Below are 20484 nucleotides of genomic sequence, written 5' to 3' on the forward strand. Positions count from 1 at the left end.
ATCCCGCCTCGCGGTGACGCACTGCTAGCATCCAGGCCCATGGATTCGATCACCCACCTGCTGCTCGGCGGCGCCATCGGCGCGGCCATCGCCCCGGCCGGCCAGCGCCGCGCGGCCATCCTGGCCGGTGCGGCGCTGAACACCGTGCCCGACCTGGACGTCGTGCTCCTGCCTTGGTTCACCGACGACCCGGTCGCGCTGATGACCTGGCATCGCAGCTTCCTGCATTCGATCTTCGTCCTGCCCTTCATCGGCTGGCTGGTGTGGTGGGTGTGCCGGGTGCGCGGCAAGCGGGTCAACTCGGCGCCGCTGCGCTGGTTCTGGCTGATCCAGGCATGCCTGCTCAGTCATCCGCTGATCGATGCGTGCACGGTCTATGGCACCTCGCTGTTGTGGCCATTGGAGGTGCCCCCGGCGATTTGGTCGCTGTTCTTCATCATCGAGCCGGCTTTCACCCTGTGGCTGCTGCTGGGCTGCGTGATCGCCTGGTGCGTGCCGAAGAAGCCCTGGGGCCGGCGTGGCGCGATCGTGGGGCTGACGCTGGCCGTGGGTGTGATCGGTGTGGCGGGGGTGTCCAAGTGGAAGGTCGACCGCCAGGCCGAGCGCACGCTGGCCGCGATGGGCTTGGCCCACGCGCCGTACTTCTCCACGCCGATGCCGTTTTCCACGCTGCTGTGGCGGGTGGTAGCGATGACCCCCAGCGGCTACGTCGATGCCGAGCGCTCGGTGTTCGATGACGGACCGATGGTCTTCCACGGCCACCCGTCCAACACCCAGGCCCTGGCGCGCGCGGAAAAGATCGGCCTTCCCGCGGTAACCCGACTGGCCTGGTTCAACCATGGCTTCATGCGTGCCCAGGTCCAGGGGCAGCGTCTGGTGCTCTCGGACCTGCGCATGGGATTGGACCCGGACTACACCTTCAGCTTCGCCGTGGCCGAGCGTCTGGACGATGACTGGCAGGCCATCGCACCGCAGCAGCTCCAGGTGCCACTGCCGGTTTCAGGCATCTCGGGCTTGGCCAGGGTGATCGCGGCGGTCTGGCAACGCACCTGGCATGAGAGCGACACGCCGCTGCGCGAGCTGATCGTCGCGCCGCCGGCTCAGGCCGCGACGGCGAACGGTGCCGGCACGCCGGCGGCCAGCGCGCCGAAGTAATCGGCGGTCAGGCGCAGCTGTTCGTCGGCGGTGTCGGCGCGGTTGACGACCGCGCGGAAGGCGGTGTTTTCGGGGCGGTCCTTCGCATACCAGCCCAGGTGCTTGCGCGCGATGCGCACGCCCTGCGGCTCGCCGTAGAAGTCGTGCAGCGCCCGCAGATGCCCGAGCAGGATGTCGCCCACTTCGGTTACCGACGGCGGTGGCAGTTCCTCGCCGGTGGCCAGGTAATGCGCGATCTCGCGGAAGATCCACGGCCGCCCCTGTGCGGCGCGACCGACCAGCACCGCATCGGCGCCGGTCTGGCGCAGCACCTGCGCGGCCTTGCGCGGTGAGTCCACATCGCCGTTGGCGAACACCGGGATCGTCAGCGCCGCCTTGATCGCGGCGATGGTGTCGTACTCGGCTACGCCGGTGTACTGCTGATCGCGCGTGCGGCCATGCACGGCCAGCGCGGCGATGCCGGCATCCTGGGCGATGCGCGCGATGGTCGGCGCGTTGCGGTGCGCGGCGTCCCAGCCGGTGCGGATCTTTAGCGTCACCGGCACGTCCACGGCCTGGACCACCGCCTCGACGATGCGCGCGACCAGGGCTTCGTCGCGCATCAGCGCCGAACCGGCCCAGGCATTGCACACCTTCTTGGCCGGGCAACCCATGTTGATGTCGATGATCTGCGCGCCGTGGTCGACGTTGTAGCGCGCCGCCTGCGCCAGCTGTCGCGGCTCGGTCCCGGCGATCTGCACGCTGACCGGTGCCGGTTCGCCTTCGTGGTCCATGCGCCGCAGCGACTTGTCGGTGTTCCAGAAGCGCGGGTCGCTGATCGTCATCTCCGACACGGCCAGGCCGGCACCCAGCCGCTTGCACAGCTGGCGAAACGGTTTGTCGGTGACCCCGGCCATGGGGGCCAGGATCAGCGGCGGGTCGATCGTGTAGGGGCCGATGCGCATGCGCGTCATTGTAGCGGTCGCGTGGCAATCGGCAGCGTGCGCTCAGGGTGCGCGCGACGCGCCGCGCGGGCTGATCGAGCCCATGCCAGGGCTACATCCGGTGTTGTCGTCGTTGGCCCGGCGGCTCGGGAAGACCTCGCAGTGGCAGGTCTTGAAGTCGAACGCCAAGCACCTGCCGCAGCATTTGGCGACCAACGCGCTCGCTCGCCACCGGCAACCAACGCCGCCCTGTCGAGGCGTTCACCTCGTGCCACAGGCAGGCGCTGGTTGGAGCACTCCCTCGCGCTTACCCCTGGGGCGTCAACCTGGGCATGGAGGCGGCAGCGCCTTCACCTTCGGTGGAGCGGGCGGCGAAGCGGTTGGCAAAACGCACGTGCGTGTTGAACGCAGCCTGCGGCGCCTGCGCCAGCGAGGCGGCCAGCGCCCCGTTGAACGCATCCCCCGCGCCCGTGGTGTCCACGGTCTGCGCCGCTTCGGCACCGACGCGGTAATACGGCTGGGTATCACCGCGCAGCTGTTCGTCCTCGTGGGAAACGAACACGCCCACCGCGCCCAGGGTGATGATCACCGTGCCGCCCGGCAGCAGCTGGCGACACAGGCCGTGCAGCGTATTGCCGTCCAGCGCGGCCACGTCGTCGCCTTCCATGCGCTGGCCGACATGGCGGCCGAGCAGGGCGGCGAACTCGGTCTCGTTCGGGGTGAGGATGTCGCTCTGTCGCAGCAGCGCGATGCTGGCCACCGCATTGGCCGGTGCGGCATTGAGGATGGTGGTCACCCCTGCGGCGCGCGCGGCGCTCATAGTGGCCTCGATGCTTTCCAGCGGCGATTCCAGCTGGGCCAGGACGATCTTCGCGCCGGCCAGCGTCTCCTGCTGGGCGGCGATGAAGTCCGGGCTCAGGGTGAAGTTGGCGCCGGGGCCGATCACGATGGTGTTGCGCCCGTGGTTGTCCACGTAGATGCCGCCGGTGCCCGTGGGCTCGGCGCTGGACTCGGCCACGACGGTAACGCGATCGGCCTTGGCCAGCTCGCGCGCCATCGTACCGCCCGGGTCCTGGCCCAGCGAGCAGATGAATGTGGTGGCTGCGCCCGCGCGTGCGGCGGCGATGGCCTGGTTGAAGCCCTTGCCTCCGGGCCCGGAGCTGTAGCGCCCGGCGATGGTGGCACCCGCGGCGGGCAGGACATCGCAGCGCCAGACGTGGTCGACATTGAAGGAGCCGACGACAACGACAGAACTCATGTGCTTCTCTTTATTCAATGATCCACGCCGGCCCATGGCCGGACGTGTGGGGGGCGCCAGTATGACGCAGACCCCGTATGGCCGCCCGGTGGACGCCGGATTTGCTGAACGAACGGCGCGTCCCGTCCGTTCAGCCCATCACGTATCGGCTCAGCTGAAGTGGGTCAGCACGCCGGCGATGGTGGCGGTCATGAAGGTGGCGATCGAGCCACCCAGCACCGCGCGCAGGCCGAAACGGGCCAGGTCCGCACGGCGTTCCGGGGCCAGGCCGCCGATGCCGCCGATCTGGATGGCGATGGAACTGAAGTTGGCGAAGCCGCACAGCGCGTAGGTGGCGATCAGCCGGCCCTCGCTGCTCAGGCTGGCGCCGGGCACCTGACCGTTCACGATCTGGGCCAGCTCGGTATAGGCCACGAACTCGTTGATCACCACCTTCTGTCCGATCAGAGAGCCCACGGTGGTCGCATCCACCCACGGCGTACCGATGACCCAGGCGATCGGCGCCAGCACGTAGCCAAAGATGGTCGCCAGGTTGGTCGGCTTGCCGATGGCCGCGGCAATGCCGGTGACATCGCCGAACCAGGTCAGCGGCGCGTTGATCAGCGCGATCAGGGCGATGAAGGCCAGCAGCATCGCGCCGATGTTCAGTGCCAGGCGCAGGCCGTCGCCGGCGCCGGCCGCGGCGGCATCGATGATATTGCTGGTGGTCTTCTCCACTTCCATCTTGACCGTGCCGCGGGTCAGCGGCGTGCCGGTTTCGGGAATCAGGATCTTGGCCACCACCAGGGTGGCGGGCGCAGCCATGATCGAAGCGGCCAACAAGTGCTTGGCATAGAAGGCCTGCTGGGCCGGGTCGCCGCCGCCGAGCATGCCCACGTAGGCGGCCAGTACGCCGCCGGCGATGTGGGCCATGCCGCCGATCATCATGGTGATCAGCTCGGACTCGGTCATCTTGGGGATGTAGGGGCGTACGGTCAGCGGCGCTTCGGTCTGGCCGATGAACACGCTGGCGCACACGCTGGTGGTCTCCGCGCCGGACACGCGCATGACCTTGGTGATCGCCCAGGCCATCATCCGCACCACCGCCTGCATGACATTGAGGTGGTACAGCACGCCCATCAGGGCCGAGAAGAAGATGATGGTTGGCAGCACCTGGAAGGCGAAGATGAAGCCGTAGTTCTGGACATTCATCAGGCTGCCGAAGATGAAGGTCGAGCCTTCGGTGACGAAGCTCAGCACCTTGACGAAGACCTGGCCCAGCCAGTCGAACACATCGCGGCCGCCGGGGACCAGCAGCACCAGCGCGGCGAAGCCGATCTGCAGGACCACGCCGGTGAGCACCAGGCGCCAGTCCACTGCGCGCTTGTTGTTGGAGAACAGCCAGGTGATGCCCAGCAGCACGACCAGTCCGAACAGGCCGAAGCCGATCCGCCAGACACCTTCCAGCATTGCATTCCCCAGAACATACGAAAGACACAACAATTTTCGCAGACTAGAGGACGGCGGGGGTGGCGGCAAGACGCCGGGCGCCGGCGCGCGCCATGGCGCGCTCGGGCGTTACTGGCAGGGCGCCGGCGCGCCGGGGTTTGCGTCGGGCAGCACGGTGACCTGGCTGGGGATGGGCCAGGCCGCCGGCCGGCTGCCGAACGATTCGCGATAGAGACGCTGGGCCAGCATCTCGGACCGGGCCCGCTGGCGCGGGTCCAGGGAGGTGGTCGGGGTAGGGGCCTGGCGCAGATAGGACAGCAGCAAGGCGTAGGCGTCGGCCTGCACCGGATCGTCGGGGACCAGCGCGTCGAACAATCCATCATCGTCGGCGTAGGCGTGACCGAGCAGGACGGCGGCCAGGGGATTGCCGGCGTGGAGCGCACGCTGGGCCATGGGCACCGCGTCGCGATACCAGTCCTCGAAGCCCGGGGCATGCAGGTAGCCGTGGTCGGTGGCGGCGTGACCCGGCGCGATGGCCCCAGGGAACGGTCCGACCGCGTAGCGCACCATGGCATCCGGATTGCCCCCGACCGCGGCCTTGCGCAGATAGATCGCCGCGGTGAGTTGATCGCTCGCGACGATGTCCGGGCACTGGTCCGGCGCAGCGTCGCAACGCGCCAGTTCCAGGCCCACGCGGCAGGCGGCACGCGGGTCGCCGGCATCGGCCTGGCGTCGCAGGTCGTCGAAGCGGTCGCCGAGGGGCGCGTTCCAGGAGGGCAAGGGCGCGCTGGCCACAGGTTGTTGGGGGGTTGGGCCCCGGTCACTGCGATCGGCCTGTGGGCGCGGCAGGGTGCTGCTGTGCGCCGGGGGCGCGACTTGCGCGGCGATCCTGGCTGAGATCGCCTCGGCCTCCTGTGCCTGCTGCCGCCAGCGCCAGAACCCGAAGGCCAGGGCCGTGGCGACCAGGACGCCCATCGCCAGGTTGAACCTTCCGCGTGGGGTCACGGTGCGGGTGTGCGGGTTTGAGGCATGGCGGCAAGTCTGCCATGGCCGGTGTCGACCACGGCGTGGACGCGGGTGCTTGCGCAGCGATCGAGGAAATCGATCACGACGATTTGACTCTCTAATGAGAATGATTATCATCCAATGCACGCCAACCAGGAGCTCCGCCATGTCCGTCCATCCCGTCGCGTTCCCGCCGGCCCTGCCGCGCACCCACGAACAGAGCCCGCGCGTCGTGCCTCCCAGCGACGTCCTGAGCAGCGAGGTGCTGCTCAAGGGGCGTAAGGAAATCCTGATCCAGCACGGTGACCGCACCTACCGCCTGCGCCATACCAGCAACGACAAGCTGATCCTGACCAAGTAAGCCCTGGTTTCGCGGGCGATGGAGCGCCCGCTGCCGTGTTCACGCCCGCACCGGGCGGCGCAGCGGCCAGTTCGCGACCGGCGATGGGTCTCCCTCTCTCCCTCATCACCGCGCGCGGGCCGCTGTCGCCGCCGGTGCACCCGCCTGACGCCATCCGCCCAAGGAGCTGGTCATGACCCTCGACACGATTGCGCCGACCACGCGCGCCGATGCGACCCGCTCGCTGCCGCTGCCGCAGCAGCTGGCCGCGCTGGGCACTGTGCTGTGCCTGTATCGCGCCCAGCACGGCAGTGAGCTGGCCGGCTGGAACCAGGCGGTGCGCGCGGCGATCCAGGCCGGCGTGGAAAGCGATGGGCTGCGCGAGAGCCTGCTGTTCTTCGACCGCGACGGCGCCTGCTGCTGGCGGCTGTGCCTGCTGCCGGACAGCGACTTCCTGGCCTGGGATCAGCTCAGTGCGCGCCTGCCGGCGCATGCGGCCGGCAATCCGCACGGGCGCGGGGTGAGCGAGCGGCTGTGGCAGCGCCTGGCCCGGCGCCTGACCGGCGAACAGTGGCGCGCGTGCCCGGTCCGCTTGCATGCGCTGCCCGCCTCGGGCGCGCAGGCGGTGCTGGCTGCCAGTCTGACGCCGGTTTCCGCACTGGGCGCGGCCGCCACGCGCGAGATCGTGCAGGCCGAAGGCGCCGAACTGGCCGCTTGGGACGACTGCTGCTGCGCGCAGGCCGCGTTGCAATCGGTGGGCGTCGGCATGTCGCATGGCGACCTGGCCGACTACGTGTTCCGGCCCGACCTGAGAACCGGTCGATGACCTGTCGTGCACCACCTTTATATGCACCGCCGGCTCGCCTCACCCGATGGCATGCACCGCCGGTGTGGGACGGACGTGACCGCGCCGGGCCGCGCTTGCCTGGGGCGAGCACGTCCGACTGAACCCCCGGCGCCTGCGCCTCGCCGAAACGACAGTGCCACGTCGGGATCGCCGCGACCTGCGCCTGCCTGTTGAACCTCACCTTGCGGTGGCCCTGCGTCACCGCGTCCTCCTTCCTCCTGGGCGCCAGCCTCGACCGTGCATGGTCGCGCCAGCCTGCCGGGTCACCTTGCAAAGGGCCTGTCATGCCGACGTTCCGTGTTTCCCTGCTTGCCTGTGCGCTCGCCTGCGCGCTGGCGTCCCCGGCGCGCGCCGCCGATCCCGCCATCGTCCCACCGGCCGGTGCCGACGCTGCGCTGCCAACGCGCGATTTCGATCCGCTGCAGGTCACCGCCACGCGCAGCCAGCGCGCGGTGTCCGACGTGCCCAACAGCGTGGATGTGATCGAGCGCCAGCGCCTGGACCAGACCCTGGTCTTCGACATCAAGGATCTGGTGCGTTACGAACCCGGCGTGTCGGTGACCTCCAGCTTCGGGCGCTTCGGCCTGGGTGGCTTCCGCATTCGCGGTCTGGAGGCCAACCGCGTGCAGATCATCACCGACGGCATCCGCGTGCCCGACGCGTTCGCCATCGGCAGCTATTCCAATGCCAACCGCAACTTCGTCGACCTGGACACGGTCAAGCGCGTGGAGATCCTGCGCGGGCCGGCCAGCGCGCTGTACGGCTCCGACGCCCTGGGCGGCGTGGTCGCCTTCGTCACCAAGGACCCTTCGGATTATCTGAAGGCGGGCAAGGACGCCTACTTTGGCCTCAAGTTCGGCTATGCGGGCGATTGGAACGGCCTGTTCGCTGGCGCGACGGCCGCCTTCGGCGGGGAGCGCTGGAGCGGCCTGGCGGCGGTCAGCCATCGCCAGGGCCAAGCGCAGGAGAACATGGGGCGCGATCGTAGCCTGGCGCCGGTTGGCACCGCCGCCAACATGCGCACCGCGCCCAATCCGCAGGACCGCAACGGCACCAGCGTGCTGACCAAGCTGGTCTACGCGCCGTCGCAGACCAACCGCCTGCGCCTGACGGTGGAGGGCAACCGCGACGACACCGACACCAACGTGCTCACCTCGCGCGGCTACAGCGCCTCGACCCGCGCCACCACGCTGGACCTGCGCGGTGCCGACCATCAGTCGCGCGAACGCGTGGCCCTGGCGCAGGAGGTGGACGCGCTGGACTGGGCGCTGGCCGACAGCGTGGATTGGCAGGTCTATTGGCAGGACAGCCAGACCACGCAGGACACCCACGAGCTGCGCACCACCGCCAGCCTGGGCCAACATCGGCGCGACCGGCGCTTCGACTTCGAGCAGCGCGAGATCGGTGTGCAGGTGAACCTGCTCAAGACCATCGACGCCGGCAGCGTGGTCCACACCTTGCGTTACGGCCTGGACCTGCAGCGCACGCGCACCGAACAGGAGCGCGATGGCCGGGTGATCTACGCCGATGGCACCAGCACCAATGTGATGTCGCCGGATGTCTTTCCGGTGCGCGACTTCCCGATCACCGACACCACGACCTCGGCCCTGTACGTCCAGGACGAGATGGCCTTCGGCTAGCGCTTCAGCCTGGTGCCGGCGGTGCGCGTAGACCATTACGACCTGGACCCGAAGCCCGATGCCATCTTCGTCGAGGACAACCCGGGCATGGCCGTGACCGGCCTGAGCAAGACCAGCGTCTCGCCCAAGCTGGGCGCGGTGTGGAAGTTCGCCGGCGACTGGTCGCTGTACGGCGGCTACGCGCGTGGCTTCCGCGCGCCGCCCTACAACGACGCCAACCTGGGCTTCACCAACGTGCAGTTCGGCTACACCGCCATTCCCAACCCGGACCTCAAGCCGGAGACCAGCAACGGCTTCGAGCTGGGCCCGCGCTATAGCGGCCCGGCGGTGTACGCCGCGCTGACCGGCTATCGCAACGACTACCACGACTTCATCGAGTCGCAGGGCTTCGTGGGCTACAACGCGCAGGGCCTGATGGTGTTCCAGTCGCGCAACGTGTCGCGGGCACGCATCTATGGCGGCGAGTTCAAGGGCGGCATCGACCTGGGCGCGCTGGCCGGCTGGAGCGGCTGGTCGCTGCGCGCGGCCGCGGCCTGGTCGCACGGTCAGGACCTGACCGCCGATGTGCCCCTGGACACGATCGATCCGCTGACCGGCACCCTCGGCCTGGCCTACGACGCGCAGGCCTGGGGCGTGGAGCTGGCCGGTACCTTCGCCCGGCGCAAGGACCGTGTGTCCAACGCGAGCTACTTTCGCCCGGCCGGCTTTGGGGTGGCCGATCTGATGGGGCACTGGAACTTCGCCCCTGGCGCCCGGGTGAACGTGGGCGTGTTCAACCTGGGCGACCGCAAGTACTTCAACCCGGGTGACGTGCCGGTGGGCACGCTGGCGAGCAGTGCGACGCTGGATCGTTACACCAACGCCGGCCGCAGCGTCTCGGCCAGCCTGACGGTGGAATGGTGAGTCTGCCCATGCGCCTCGCACGCCGCCGCACGACACCCGCGCCCGCCGGGTTCCAGCCTTCGTTCCCAATCAAAGGAAAGCCTTCCATGCCCCGACGCCTGCCGCTCGCCGCCCTCGTGACCCTAGTCGTGCTCGCACCGGCGCATGCGCAATCCGCCGATCCGGCCCGTGACCATGCGGCCATCCTGAAGATCGCCGGCGAGTTCGCGGTGGACTTCGCCTTCGACGAGACCGTGCTGCTGCAGCCCGGCTATGAGCGCGCCGCGGCCATGCGCAGCAGCGCCGACGAGGCGGTGGTCGTGGTCGAGGACACGCCCACCCGCGTGGTGCTGCAGCACCTGCTGGTCGACGGCAAGCGTGGCCATGTCACCAAGCACTGGCGCGAGGACTGGGTCTACCAGGCGCCGCAGCGGTTCGAGTTCAGCGCCGACCAGACCTGGACCGTGCGCGCGCTGTCGCCGCAGGAGACCGCCGGTGCCTGGACCCAGTGCGTGTACGAGGTCAGCGACGCGCCGCGCTACTGCGGCACCGGCCGCTGGACCTACAGCGGCGAGGTGGCGACCTGGACCAGTGACCAAGGCTGGCGTCCGCTGCCGCGCCGCGAGTACACCCGACGCAGCGACTACAACGCCCTGCGCGTGGTCAACCGCCACACCATCACGCCCAACGGATGGAGCCACGAGCAGTTCAACACCAAGGTGCTGCGCAAGCCCGACGGTAGCCAGGTGGAGATCGCGCGCGAGTTCGGCTTCGACGACTATCGCCGCGACAGCCAGGTCGACTTCGCGCCGGCCTACGCCTACTGGAAGGCGACCAGCGACTTCTGGGCCGGCGTGCGTGCGCGCTGGGCCGGGTTCCTGAACGCGCCCCCGGGCCTGCACCTGAAGACCAAGCTCGATGGCATGGCGATGGTGATGCCGCTGTTCGAGCAGGCCGACACCTTGGTGCAGGGCGGCGAGGTCAAGGCCGCGCAGACAGACGCGGTGTTCGCCAAGTATGTGGAAGCCGCGCCGGCCACGGCCGAACGCTGAGCGTCGCGGCGGACGCCGGTCACGTCGGCGCATCCCATGCACGCGCCCCTATAATCGCTGCAGGAGCGCCCGCCACGGGCGTGGGGTAAGGGGAGCGCAATGGGAACGGGAATGATCCTGGCCGCGGTGATCGTGGTCTTCGTCGTGGTCACGCTGTTCAAGGGCGTGCGCGTGGTGCCGCAGGGCTTCGAGTACACGGTCGAACAGTTCGGCAAGTACACCAATACGCTCTCGCCGGGGCTGCACATCCTGATTCCCTACATGCAGGGCGTGGGCCGCAAGGTCAACATGATGGAGCAGGTCTTCGACGTGCCCTCGCAGGAAGTCATCACCAAGGACAACGCGGTGGTGAAGGTGGACGGGGTGGTGTTCTTCCAGGTGCTGGACGCCGCCAAGGCGGCCTATGAGGTGTCCAACCTGGACCAGGCGATGATCGCGCTGGTGCAGACCAACATTCGCACCGTCATCGGTTCGATGGACCTGGACGAATCGCTCAGCAACCGCGAGACGATCAACGCGCGCCTGCTGGGCGTGGTCGACCATGCCACCAGCCCGTGGGGCGTCAAGGTCAACCGGATCGAGATCAAGGACATCCAGCCGCCGCGCGACCTGGTCGACGCGATGGCCCGGCAGATGAAGGCCGAGCGTGACAAGCGCGCCTCGATCCTGGAGGCCGAGGGCGCGCGCCAGTCGGAGATCCTGCGCGCCGAAGGCGAGAAGCAGAGTGCCATCCTCGAGGCCGAGGGCAAGCGCGAGGCGGCCTACCGCGAGGCCGAGGCCCGCGAGCGCCTGGCCGAAGCCGAAGCCAAGGCCACCACGCTGGTGTCGCAGGCCATCGCCGAGGGCGATGTGCAGGCGATCAATTACTTCGTGGCGCAGAAGTACGTGGAAGCGTTCAAGGAACTGGCCACCGCGCCCAACCAGAAGTTCGTGCTGATGCCGATGGAGGCCTCCGGCATGATCGGCTCGCTCGGCGGCATCGCCCAACTGGCGCGACAAGCCTTGGGCGAGGATCCGGCGCGCCCGCCGGCCGTGCCCCCGCGCGTGCCGCGTCCGGGCGCCTGACATGGCCACGCGTCTGGCGTTCTGGGCGGTGCTGGCGCTGGTGTTGTTCGCGGCCGAGGCGCTGGTCCCCGGCGCTTCGCTGATGTGGCTGGGCTTGGCTGCCGCGGCGATGATGGCGGTGATGCTGGTCGCTCCGGGCCTGGACATCCTGCCGCAGGCCATTCTGTTCGCGGTCTTCGCCATCGCCTCGCTGCTGGTCTACGGGCGCTGGTTCCGTGCCCGTGCCCAGGTCAGCGACAAACCGCTGCTCAACCGCCGCGCCGAGCAGTTGGTCGGGCAGACCGCCGTGCTCGAGCACCCCATCGTGCGCGGCCGCGGTCGCGTCCAGATCGCCGACACCTACTGGAGCGTGGAGGGTCCGGATCTACCGGTTGGCACTGCAGTGCGGGTCGTGGCCACCGATGGCATGACTCTGCAGGTGGTCGAGGCCTGATCTGGTTCAATGATGTCACGCGCATTGGCATGGGTCTGTCTGGTCCTTGCGCTGGTCGCGCCCCATCTGGGTGTTCCTTTCTTCCTGTACCCGATAGCTGGCTTGGTGTTGTGCCGCGCGGCGCTGAAGCTTCAGGGAATGCGCTGGCCGGAAGTGGGCGTTTCCGGATCCCGCTGGCGCTGGTCGCAGCTTGTACTGGGAGGTGTCCTTGGCAGTGTGTGGGGGCTGGTCAATTTCCTGGTCCTGGGTCCCTGGATCGTGTGGCTCACCGGCCTGCGTCCAGACTTTTCGGACTTCGTATTCGTACAAAGGGGGGTAGGCAGCCTGCTCGTGGCCTGGAGCGCGGCGTGGCTGATTGGCGGGCTTTACGAAGAATGGGTCTTTCGGGGCGTGCTCCATGCGTCGCTCCGTCGCATGACGATGCCGGGGCGGGCAGGGGCGGTGATGGCGTTCTTGGCCACCAGTTCCGCTTTTGCGCTCTACCACGTGCAACTCGGGATTTTTGGCGTGATCAACGCGGCACTGCTGTGCCTGCCGCTCGGGTTGCTCCAGTGGCGCTATCGGCAGCAGCTCGCTTCGCTTGTGGGATTCCACGCATGCTCGGACATGGTGGCCCTACTTCTCATCCACCTGGGGCGCATGCCAGGGTAAGGCGGCCTTGCTTCTGGGATAATGCCGGCTTCTTTGAACGGACCAGGCCATGACCCAGAAGACCATCCTCAACGACAGTCACCGCGCCCTGGGCGCCAAGATGGTGGATTTTGGCGGCTGGGACATGCCGATCAGCTACGGCTCGCAGATCGAGGAACATCATGCCGTGCGCCGCGACGCCGGGATGTTCGACGTCAGTCACATGACCGTGGTCGACCTGCGCGGGCCACGCACGCGCGAATTCCTGCGCTACCTGCTGGCCAACTCGGTGGACAAGCTGAAGAAGCCCGGCAAGGCGCTTTACACCGCCATGCTCGACGAGCGCGGCGGGGTCATCGACGATCTGATCGTGTATTTCCTGGACGAGGCGTTCTTCCGCCTGGTGGTCAATGCTGCCACGCGTGAGAAGGACCTGGCGTGGATCAACCGCCAGGCGCAGGCCTATGGCGTTGAAGTGACCGAGCGCCCCGAGCTGGCCATGGTCGCGGTGCAGGGGCCTAATGCGCGCGCCAAGGTGATCGGCCTGTTGCGTGAGGAAGACCGCGCCGCCGCCGACAAGCTCGGCCGCTTCGCCGCGCTGGAGGCCAGCACGACCGACGGAGTGGACCTGTTCATCGCCCGCACCGGCTATACCGGCGAAGACGGCTTCGAGATCGTGCTGCCGACCGAGGCGGCCGTGGCGTTCTGGAGCGCGCTGGTAGATGCCGGCGTCAGGCCGGCTGGCCTTGGCGCGCGCGACACCCTGCGCCTGGAGGCGGGCATGAACCTCTATGGCCAGGACATGGACGAATCCGTCTCCCCCTACGAGGCGGCAATGGGCTGGACGGTGGCCCTGGACGAGGGCCGCGAGTTCGTCGGTCGCCCGGTACTGGAGGCGCAGCAACTGCAGGGCGCCCCGCGCCAGCTGATCGGGCTGGTGATGGACGACAAGGGCGTGCTGCGCCACGGCCAGAAAGTCCTGACCGCCCAGGGCGAGGGCGAGATCCTGTCCGGAACCTTCTCGCCGACCCTGGGCAAGGCCATTGCCTTCGCCCGCGTGCCAGCGGGCGAGCCTGGTGCGGTCCGCGTTGACATCCGGGGCCGCGAGGTTCCGGTGCGGGTCGTGAAGTTTCCTTTCGTGCGCGACGGCCAGGCCCAGCCTGGCGTCCTGGAGTAGAACGCCATGGCCGAGTCCATCGATTACTTCGTCAGCCTGATTTCTCCCTGGTCCTACCTGGGCCACCAGGCGCTGATGGACACGGCCAGGCGACATCGGGCGACGGTGAAGGTGCGGCCGGTGCGGATCTTCGACCTGTTCGCGGAGGTCGGCTCGTTGCCGCTGCCGCAACGTCCGCCCGTACGGCAGTCGTATCGCCTGATCGAGTTGCAGCGCGTGCGTGCCCAGCGTGGACTGCCGCTCAACCTGCAGCCCAAGTTCTATCCGGTGGACGTAGCCCTGGCCGATCGCAGCGTGATTGCCTTGGTCGAGCAGGGGCACGATCCGGCCGGCTACATGGCCGATGCGTTCGCCGCGCTGTGGGTCAACGAGCAGGATCTGGCCGAGCCGGACACGCTGGCCGCGCTGCTGGCCGCGCGCGGCTTCGACCCCCAGGCGGTCTTGCAGGACGCGGCCAGTGGGCGCATCGAAGGCATCTACGCGGACAACACGCAGGCGGCCATCAAGGCGGGCCTGCCCGGTTTGCCAGGCTACGTACGCTTCAACGAGCCGTTCTGGGGGCAGGACCGGATCGAAATGCTGGACGCGGCGCTGGCCAGCGAGCGCCCGCCCTACCGTGCCGGGTGACAAGTCGGCGACGGCTTTGGCTAAACTTGCGTCCTTCCCTTCATTCATGAATTCGACCGGAGCACCCCCATGAGCGAGATCCCTGGCGATCTGAAATTCCTCAAGTCCCACGAGTGGGCCCGCGTCGAAGGAAACGGACGGGTCACCGTCGGTATTTCCGACCACGCCCAGAGCCTGCTGGGCGACCTGGTCTATGTCGAGCTGCCCAATGTGGGCGACACGGTCACCACGGGCAATGCCAGTGCCGTGGTCGAGTCGGTCAAGGCGGCTTCGGACGTCTACAGCCCGGTGTCGGGCACCGTGGTCGAGGTCAACGAGGCGCTGTCCGACAAGCCCGAGACGATCAACGAAGATGCCTATGGCGAAGGTTGGCTGTTCGTCGTGGAGATCAGCAACGCTGACGAGTTGCCTGAACTGCTCGACCCGGACGCTTACGCCGAGCAGCTCGAAGACGAAGCGTGACGCAAGCCTCCGGGGTTCGCCCGGACGAACGCATCACCCAACGCCGCGTCCGAAAGGACGCGGCGTTTTCTTTTCCGACGACGCGACCTGTGTGATGCGTGCGGGTGCAAGGGCGGGTGCGATGCGTGCCGCGTCGTCGACAAGGCGTCTGCAAGCGCGAAAAAGTTTGCGCAGTTCGCGCGGATCGAAGCTTGTGCAACGCGAAAAGCGGCGCGGATCACGCGAGAGAAATCAGCCGCGATTCAACTCCGCGCACAGGGCATGCACGGCATGCGTCGCATCGACGGCGTGTCTGCACGGCAACGTGCGTGCACGCGAAGCCAAGCAGGAAACATCATAAAAAAAGCACTCTGCTTGAATGCATGTACGCACCTGCGGTGCCGTTGGATGATGCGATTGGCGGCGACGCGAACGCGGTTGCCGGAACATCGACTGGAGGGCGCGTAAACACGCGCGGAAATTTTTCTGAAAAACGGTTGACACCTATAAAAACCGTGATTAGGTTTCGCCCCAACGTACCTTCGCACCACAACGCAAGCGAGCCGGTCATCGCGACGAAACGCACAACGACAAGGTCGCCCACCCGTACCCCGAACAGGATGGTCGAAGGCTTCGCTTCCCCCGAGGAAACTCAGCGCCTGATTCAACTGGACACCTGCACCGCACCGGTCGCGGGTGTCTTTGCTTGGATCGGCCAACGGCATGCGTGCGTCGCGCTGCCGAACAAGATCCGCCCCAGCGCGCATGGCGCGTCGGCGGCTGCATGCGGGTCCGACTCCCGCTGCGTTTCAAGTACTGGGCCTAGTACTGGATGCTTCATCCAATAGTTCACTGACGAGGAGCCATCACATGGCAACGAAGAAAGCTGCAAAGAAATCGGCCAAGAAGGCCACCAAGAAGGTCGCCAAGAAAGCGCCGGCCAAGAAGACCGTGAAGAAGGCCGCCAAGAAGGCTACTGCCAAGAAGGTCGCCAAGAAGTCGCCGGCCAAGAAGGCGGTGAAGAAGGTCGCCAAGAAGGCCGCTGCCAAGAAGGCCGTCAAGAAGACTGCCAAGAAAGCCGCCGCCAAGAAGGCTGTGAAGAAGGCCGCCAAGAAGTCGCCGGCCAAGAAGGTTGCTAAAAAGGCTGCCGCCAAGAAGGCCGTGAAGAAGGCCCCGGCCAAGAAGGCCGCCAAGAAGGCTGCACCGAAGAAGAAGGTTGCCAAGAAGAAGCCGGCCCCGGTCGCGCTGCCGGCCACTCCGGCGCCGCTGATCTAAAGAAGGCCGCGGCAACTGCCGCACGCAATACCGGAATGCCACTGCGAACCTTCTCCCCGGCGCCCAGCGGGGAGAAGGTTTTTTTTTGCGCGCCGGTCAGACATGGTGCAAGAGGTGATCTGCGCCATGCCTCGAAAAGCAAAACGCCGGGAATGATCCGGCGTTTGCGTTGAAGCGACCCAGACTGGGATCAGCGTGGTGCGGCCACGGACCTGCCGGCCGAGGCGCCGGGCTCGTCGTCATCGTCCCTGCCATCGTCGTCGGCCACATGCATCGCGGCCGGGAGCGGGCGTCCATGGGTCTGGGCCAGTAGCAGTTGCTTGCCCATGTCGGTATTGAGCCACTGCTGCGGCGGCAGGCCCAGCGCCGTGTCCAGCACCGTGGGCAGCAGGGCGGAGGGCAGGTGGCTGGTGCTGTTCCAGAGGATCGCCACGCCGAAGTCACGCCCGGGCACCAGGGCGATCAATCCGCGGTACCCCTCCACGGCACCAGCATGAAACACCACCTGCTGGCCGGAATAGTCGAGCACGCGCCAGGCCAGAGCGTAGCTGGCCGAATCCACGCGCGTCCCCCGCCAACCGGCATGCATTTCGCCCGGCGTGGTGATCAACGGGGCATGCAAGGTGGCCAGCAGCGGCGCAGGCAGGACGTCGGGACGATGCCCCAACTGCGCCAGCAGCCACTCGGCCATGTCGCTGGCGCTGGCGTTGACGCCGGCGGCCGGCGCCAGGCGGTAGTAAGTGGGCTTGGGCGCCAGCGAGGTCCAGCCGCGCCGTGCACGCACATGTGGCTTGGCCCAGCTGGCACTGTGTTCGATTCCGGCCAGACCGATGCTGGCGTCGTTCATGCCCAGGGGCTTGAAGATGCGTCGGTCGACCGCCTGGTCGTAGAAACTGCCCGTGGCGGCGAACACCACGTCGCCCACCAGGCTGAAGGCGACGTTCTGGTACTCGTAACAGGCGCCCGGCTTGCAGCCCAGCGGAGCGGTCGCCAGCTTCTGCGAGACGGTGTAGTAGTCGGCGTTGTTCTCGATGTCGCGGTCGAAGGCGTTATGCCAGCGCAGGCCGGTCCGGTGGCTGAGCACGTCAGCCACGGTCACCTCGCGGGTGGCGGTCGGGTCACTGAGCTGGAAGCGCGGCACGTAGTCCACGACCTTGCTGTCCCAACGCAGCACGCCATCGTTGACCAGCAGCCCGGTCATCGTGCTGGCGAAGGCCTTGGACAGGGACGCGAGGCGGAACACCGTATGGCCGTCGATCGGCTGCGGATGATCGACGTCGGTAACGCCATAGCCGCGTGCGCTGACGATGCGTCCATCCTGCACGATCGCCATGGCCAGGCCCGGGACGCGTTCGCCCACGGTCAGGTCATTGGCCAGGGCCTCGAACGCTGCGACATCGAAGCCCGGGGCGACCGGGCGGATCTGCGCCGGCTTGAGCGCGGTGCGGTACGGCAGCGGCTTGGTCGGCGACTGATAGGGTGCCGGCGCGGCGCGCCAGGCCTTGGCTGCAGCAGGAGATGCTTCTGCGACAGCGGTCACGGCCGTCGCCGGTATGGCGGAAAGCGTGGGCGTCTGCGCGGTGGAGGACAGGGCCAGCGGCAAGAGCATGGCCAGTGAGCTCATCCGCAACGATCGCGCACGGCGGCGCCCGCTGTGTTCATTCATGTGCAAAACGCCCGCGTAAGACCTGCTTGATTCGATCATAACGCTGCTCTTGGGCGATGCACAAACGGCAGGAGATTGCGATGGCATCTTGTTCATCCTGTTCAGTTTTTTGATGTCCCCCAACAAGGCGAATTGCATCTGCCGTTCCAATCGACGCCCGCCAATTTTCCGGCGGCTGGAAATCTTCACCGGTAGCGCAGGGCAGGCGCGACCAAAGCATCAAAGACGACACCGCGAGCGCGGGTGATCATCGTGCCGATGCCTCCCCCCAACCCCTCCGCGCAGCGCACCGGTGCTGGTGGCCTGATCGGCCTGAGCTTCGTCCTGGTCTGGTGCACCGGCTACATCGCCGGCAAGCTCGCCGTGACCCACGCCGCCCCCCTGACGTCGCTGGTGCTGCGCTTCGGGCTGGCGGCGGCGTTGTTCGGCGTCATGGCTGCGCTGGCGCGCGTACGGCCATGCAGGCGCGCCGACGTCTGGCACAGCGCGGTGACCGGCGTGCTGATACTGGCGATGCACTTCGGCGCGGTCTACGTCAGCTTCCAATGGGGCGCCAATGCCGGCGTATCCGCGTTGGTGATCGGCGCCATGCCCCTGCTGGTGGCGCTGGTGTCCACACTGGATGGCAGCGACCGGCTGGGGGCCGTGCGCTGGTCCGGCATGGCGCTGGGCCTGCTCGGCGTGGCGCTGGTGGTGGCCGATCGGGTGGATGGCGCCACGCCACTGCGCGCCTGGGCCATGCTGCTGCTCGGCTTGGCCGGCATCACGGCGGGCACGCTGTACCAGAAACGGCACGCGGCCCACGTGGACATGCGCCTGGGCCTGGCGCTGCAGAACGGCGCGGCAGCGCTGGTCTTGCTTCCGTTCGCGCTGGGGGAGGGCTTCGACTTCGACCACCGTATGGCGTTCTACGCGCCGCTGGCCTGGCTGGTCCTGGTCAATTCGATCGGAGGCTTTGCCCTGCTGTTCCTGCTGATCCGCCGTGGGGCGGCCACGCGGGTCGCGGCGCTGTTCTTTCTGATGCCGCCGGTGACGGCAGTCTTCGGGCACTTCACCCTGGGCGAGCATCTGACCGCGCTGAAGGCCGCCGGGTTCGCTTGCGCTGCCTTGGGCGTGTGGCTGGTGACCCGCAGCGGCCGCGACTGAAATCGGACCGCGCGCATCGCAGGAACATTGCGGCGCACGGGGCATGCTGGCGATGCTGCGATGCATCGGATACCGTGCGCGCAACCCAATGCGACGGAGTCGCCGCCCTTGGCTATGCATGAACCCCGCCGGGTCGAAGCGGGAGAACGTTGGGCGGTGTCGCTATCGTTCGTCTGCTTCTTCTGCGTGCTGGCCGCGTACTACGTCGTGCGTCCGGTTCGGGAGCAGTTATCTGCGGCCGTGGGGACGACGCAGCTCCCGTGGTTTTATCTGGCGACGTTCGTTGCCACGCTGTTGCTGACTCCCGTCTTTGGCGCCCTCGCCTCCAAGTGGCCGCGGCGTCGACTGGTGCCTTGGGTGTATGTGTTTTTCATGGCATGCCAGTTGGCCTTCATGCCGGCGTTCGCCACAGTGGGTCTGTTGAGTCCGCGCATGCTGGGAATTGTCTTTTTTGTGTGGGTCAGCGTCTTCAATCTGTTCGTGGTGTCGGTGTTCTGGATCTTCATGTCCGACATTTGGACTCTGGGGCAGTCCAAGCGCCTGTTTCCGATCATTGCCGTGGCCGGCACGCTCGGTGCGCTGGCTGGTCCCTTGCTGACCCGTTCGCTGGTTCAGCTTGTCGGCGTCGCACCGCTGCTGCTGGTGTCGGCCGCGCTGCTTGGGATCGCAGTGATATGCGTGGTGCTGCTTGGCCGCTGGGCCAGTATGCACGGTGCTCGGCGGCACGAATCCGGACACGAGGATGCCGTCGGTGGCAGCATGTGGGACGGTCTGAAGCAGATCTTCGCAGACCCCTTCATGCGTGGCATGGCAGCGTTGCTGCTGCTCGCTGATGGTATCGGCACAGTGAACTATGCGTTGTTGCTGGACTATTCCGGATCGACCTTCACCGATGCCGTCGCGAGGACGCGCTTCCATGCCGACGTGGACTTGGCCAGTAACTTGCTGACGGTCCTGGTGCAGCTGACAGTGACGCGCTGGCTCTTACCCAGGCAGGGCCCGGGCATCCTGATCCTGCTGTGGTCCGGTGTGAGTGTTGCGGTATTGACCTTGGTGGTGGTCTCCCACGATCCCCATGCACCGTTGTTTAAGCTACCCCTGTTGGTCGGTCCAGTAGCGCCGACCGTGCTGGCCTTGCTGGTAAGCCGCGGACTGGCGTACGGCATGGCCGAACCCGCGCGCCATAGCCTTTACACACGCGTGCCGCGCAACGTGCGCTACAAGGGCCAGAACGCCGTCGATACCGCAGTTTGGCGCTTCGGCGATGTCGCGATCGCCACAGGCATGAATGGCTTGAAGACGGTCGGCATGACGATCGGTGGCTTCGCGGCGATCAGTGCTCTGGCCGCATTTGCCGCCGCCGGCATTGGTTGGCGTCTGTGGCGCCGGGTTGAGTCGATCCAAGATCCGCCGCGCGCGGCATCGCGATAGGAATTCCAGGCGCCATTGGCGCCAGCGCTGGCGTTGCACGGTGCGACGAGCGCAAACTGCCCG

At 67.4% G+C, this 20484-nt stretch carries 19 protein-coding genes and 1 pseudogene; 14 read left to right on the plus strand and 6 right to left on the minus strand.

Features of this window, described 5'->3' with window-relative positions; translation table 11 throughout:
- The first annotated feature begins 39 nt into the window (after positions 1 to 39).
- Entirely contained in the window at positions 40 to 1155 is a 1116-nt protein-coding gene (locus ACORQU_RS13200; RefSeq protein ID WP_491641581.1) for a metal-dependent hydrolase, read from the plus strand.
- On the opposite strand, the gene dusB is transcribed toward ACORQU_RS13200, so the two are convergent.
- The 4 genes from dusB to ACORQU_RS13220 all read right to left on the minus strand — a co-directional run bounded on the left by dusB (position 1101) and on the right by ACORQU_RS13220 (position 5769).
- A complete protein-coding gene (dusB, locus tag ACORQU_RS13205; protein ID WP_491641583.1) occupies positions 1101 to 2099 on the minus strand; it encodes a tRNA dihydrouridine synthase DusB in 999 nt (332 codons plus the stop codon). The two genes, ACORQU_RS13200 and dusB, sit on opposite strands and share 55 nt — an antisense overlap.
- A gap of 286 nt (positions 2100 to 2385) precedes the next feature.
- On the minus strand, positions 2386 to 3336 hold the full coding sequence (locus tag ACORQU_RS13210) for a ribokinase (protein ID WP_491641585.1): 951 nt from the start codon (positions 3334 to 3336) through the stop codon (positions 2386 to 2388).
- A gap of 150 nt (positions 3337 to 3486) precedes the next feature.
- Positions 3487 to 4785 (minus strand): NupC/NupG family nucleoside CNT transporter, encoded by a 1299-nt coding sequence (locus tag ACORQU_RS13215; protein ID WP_271644936.1) that lies wholly within the window; start codon positions 4783 to 4785, stop codon positions 3487 to 3489.
- A gap of 108 nt (positions 4786 to 4893) precedes the next feature.
- Positions 4894 to 5769 (minus strand): SEL1-like repeat protein, encoded by an 876-nt coding sequence (locus ACORQU_RS13220; protein ID WP_491641586.1) that lies wholly within the window; start codon positions 5767 to 5769, stop codon positions 4894 to 4896.
- 166 nt (positions 5770 to 5935) lie between these two features.
- Between ACORQU_RS13220 and hemP the strand changes: the two genes are divergently transcribed.
- From hemP to ACORQU_RS13275, 11 genes and pseudogenes are all read left to right on the plus strand, one after another.
- On the plus strand, positions 5936 to 6130 hold the full coding sequence (hemP, locus tag ACORQU_RS13225) for a hemin uptake protein HemP (protein WP_271644938.1): 195 nt from the start codon (positions 5936 to 5938) through the stop codon (positions 6128 to 6130).
- Between the two features lie 172 nt (positions 6131 to 6302).
- Positions 6303 to 6935, plus strand: a complete 633-nt coding sequence (locus ACORQU_RS13230; protein WP_491641588.1) for a Hemin transport protein — start codon at positions 6303 to 6305, stop codon at positions 6933 to 6935.
- Positions 6936 to 7240: 305 nt separating this feature from the next.
- Positions 7241 to 9499, plus strand: a pseudogene (locus ACORQU_RS13235) (TonB-dependent hemoglobin/transferrin/lactoferrin family receptor).
- Between the two features lie 86 nt (positions 9500 to 9585).
- Positions 9586 to 10530: a DUF6607 family protein gene (locus tag ACORQU_RS13240; protein WP_491641589.1), complete on the plus strand. Its 945-nt coding sequence runs from the start codon at positions 9586 to 9588 to the stop codon at positions 10528 to 10530.
- Between the two features lie 99 nt (positions 10531 to 10629).
- The gene (locus tag ACORQU_RS13245; protein ID WP_491641590.1) at positions 10630 to 11595 is read left to right on the plus strand and encodes an SPFH domain-containing protein; all 966 of its coding nucleotides are present in this window, start codon (positions 10630 to 10632) and stop codon (positions 11593 to 11595) included.
- A 1-nt stretch (position 11596) separates the two neighbouring features.
- A complete protein-coding gene (locus tag ACORQU_RS13250; protein WP_491641591.1) occupies positions 11597 to 12028 on the plus strand; it encodes an NfeD family protein in 432 nt (143 codons plus the stop codon).
- 9 nt (positions 12029 to 12037) lie between these two features.
- Positions 12038 to 12679 (plus strand): CPBP family intramembrane glutamic endopeptidase, encoded by a 642-nt coding sequence (locus tag ACORQU_RS13255; RefSeq protein WP_491641592.1) that lies wholly within the window; start codon positions 12038 to 12040, stop codon positions 12677 to 12679.
- A 49-nt stretch (positions 12680 to 12728) separates the two neighbouring features.
- Entirely contained in the window at positions 12729 to 13835 is a 1107-nt protein-coding gene (gene gcvT, locus ACORQU_RS13260; RefSeq protein WP_491641593.1) for a glycine cleavage system aminomethyltransferase GcvT, read from the plus strand.
- 6 nt (positions 13836 to 13841) lie between these two features.
- A complete protein-coding gene (locus ACORQU_RS13265) occupies positions 13842 to 14462 on the plus strand; it encodes a 2-hydroxychromene-2-carboxylate isomerase (protein WP_271644946.1) in 621 nt (206 codons plus the stop codon).
- Between the two features lie 69 nt (positions 14463 to 14531).
- Complete coding sequence (gene gcvH, locus ACORQU_RS13270) at positions 14532 to 14924, plus strand: glycine cleavage system protein GcvH (protein ID WP_491641594.1); 393 nt, start codon at positions 14532 to 14534, stop codon at positions 14922 to 14924.
- Positions 14925 to 15668: 744 nt separating this feature from the next.
- Positions 15669 to 16178 carry a hypothetical protein gene (locus tag ACORQU_RS13275; RefSeq protein WP_491641595.1) on the plus strand — a complete coding sequence of 170 codons (510 nt, stop codon included), beginning with the start codon at positions 15669 to 15671 and terminating at the stop codon, positions 16176 to 16178.
- A gap of 190 nt (positions 16179 to 16368) precedes the next feature.
- Here ACORQU_RS13275 and ACORQU_RS13280 read toward each other — a convergent pair whose 3' ends face one another.
- Positions 16369 to 17844 (minus strand): serine hydrolase domain-containing protein, encoded by a 1476-nt coding sequence (locus ACORQU_RS13280; RefSeq protein ID WP_491641596.1) that lies wholly within the window; start codon positions 17842 to 17844, stop codon positions 16369 to 16371.
- The gene (locus ACORQU_RS13285; protein WP_491641597.1) at positions 17837 to 18076 is read right to left on the minus strand and encodes a hypothetical protein; all 240 of its coding nucleotides are present in this window, start codon (positions 18074 to 18076) and stop codon (positions 17837 to 17839) included. Before ACORQU_RS13285 ends, ACORQU_RS13280 begins: the two co-directional genes overlap by 8 nt.
- Before the next feature lie 26 nt (positions 18077 to 18102).
- Between ACORQU_RS13285 and ACORQU_RS13290 the strand changes: the two genes are divergently transcribed.
- Together ACORQU_RS13290 and ACORQU_RS13295 are read left to right on the plus strand one after the other, a co-directional pair.
- Entirely contained in the window at positions 18103 to 18990 is an 888-nt protein-coding gene (locus ACORQU_RS13290; protein ID WP_491645117.1) for a DMT family transporter, read from the plus strand.
- A gap of 114 nt (positions 18991 to 19104) precedes the next feature.
- Positions 19105 to 20421, plus strand: a complete 1317-nt coding sequence (locus ACORQU_RS13295; protein WP_491645119.1) for an NTP/NDP exchange transporter — start codon at positions 19105 to 19107, stop codon at positions 20419 to 20421.
- Positions 20422 to 20484: the final 63 nt, after the last annotated feature.

The organism is Pseudoxanthomonas sp. JC1303 (assembly GCF_058448525.1).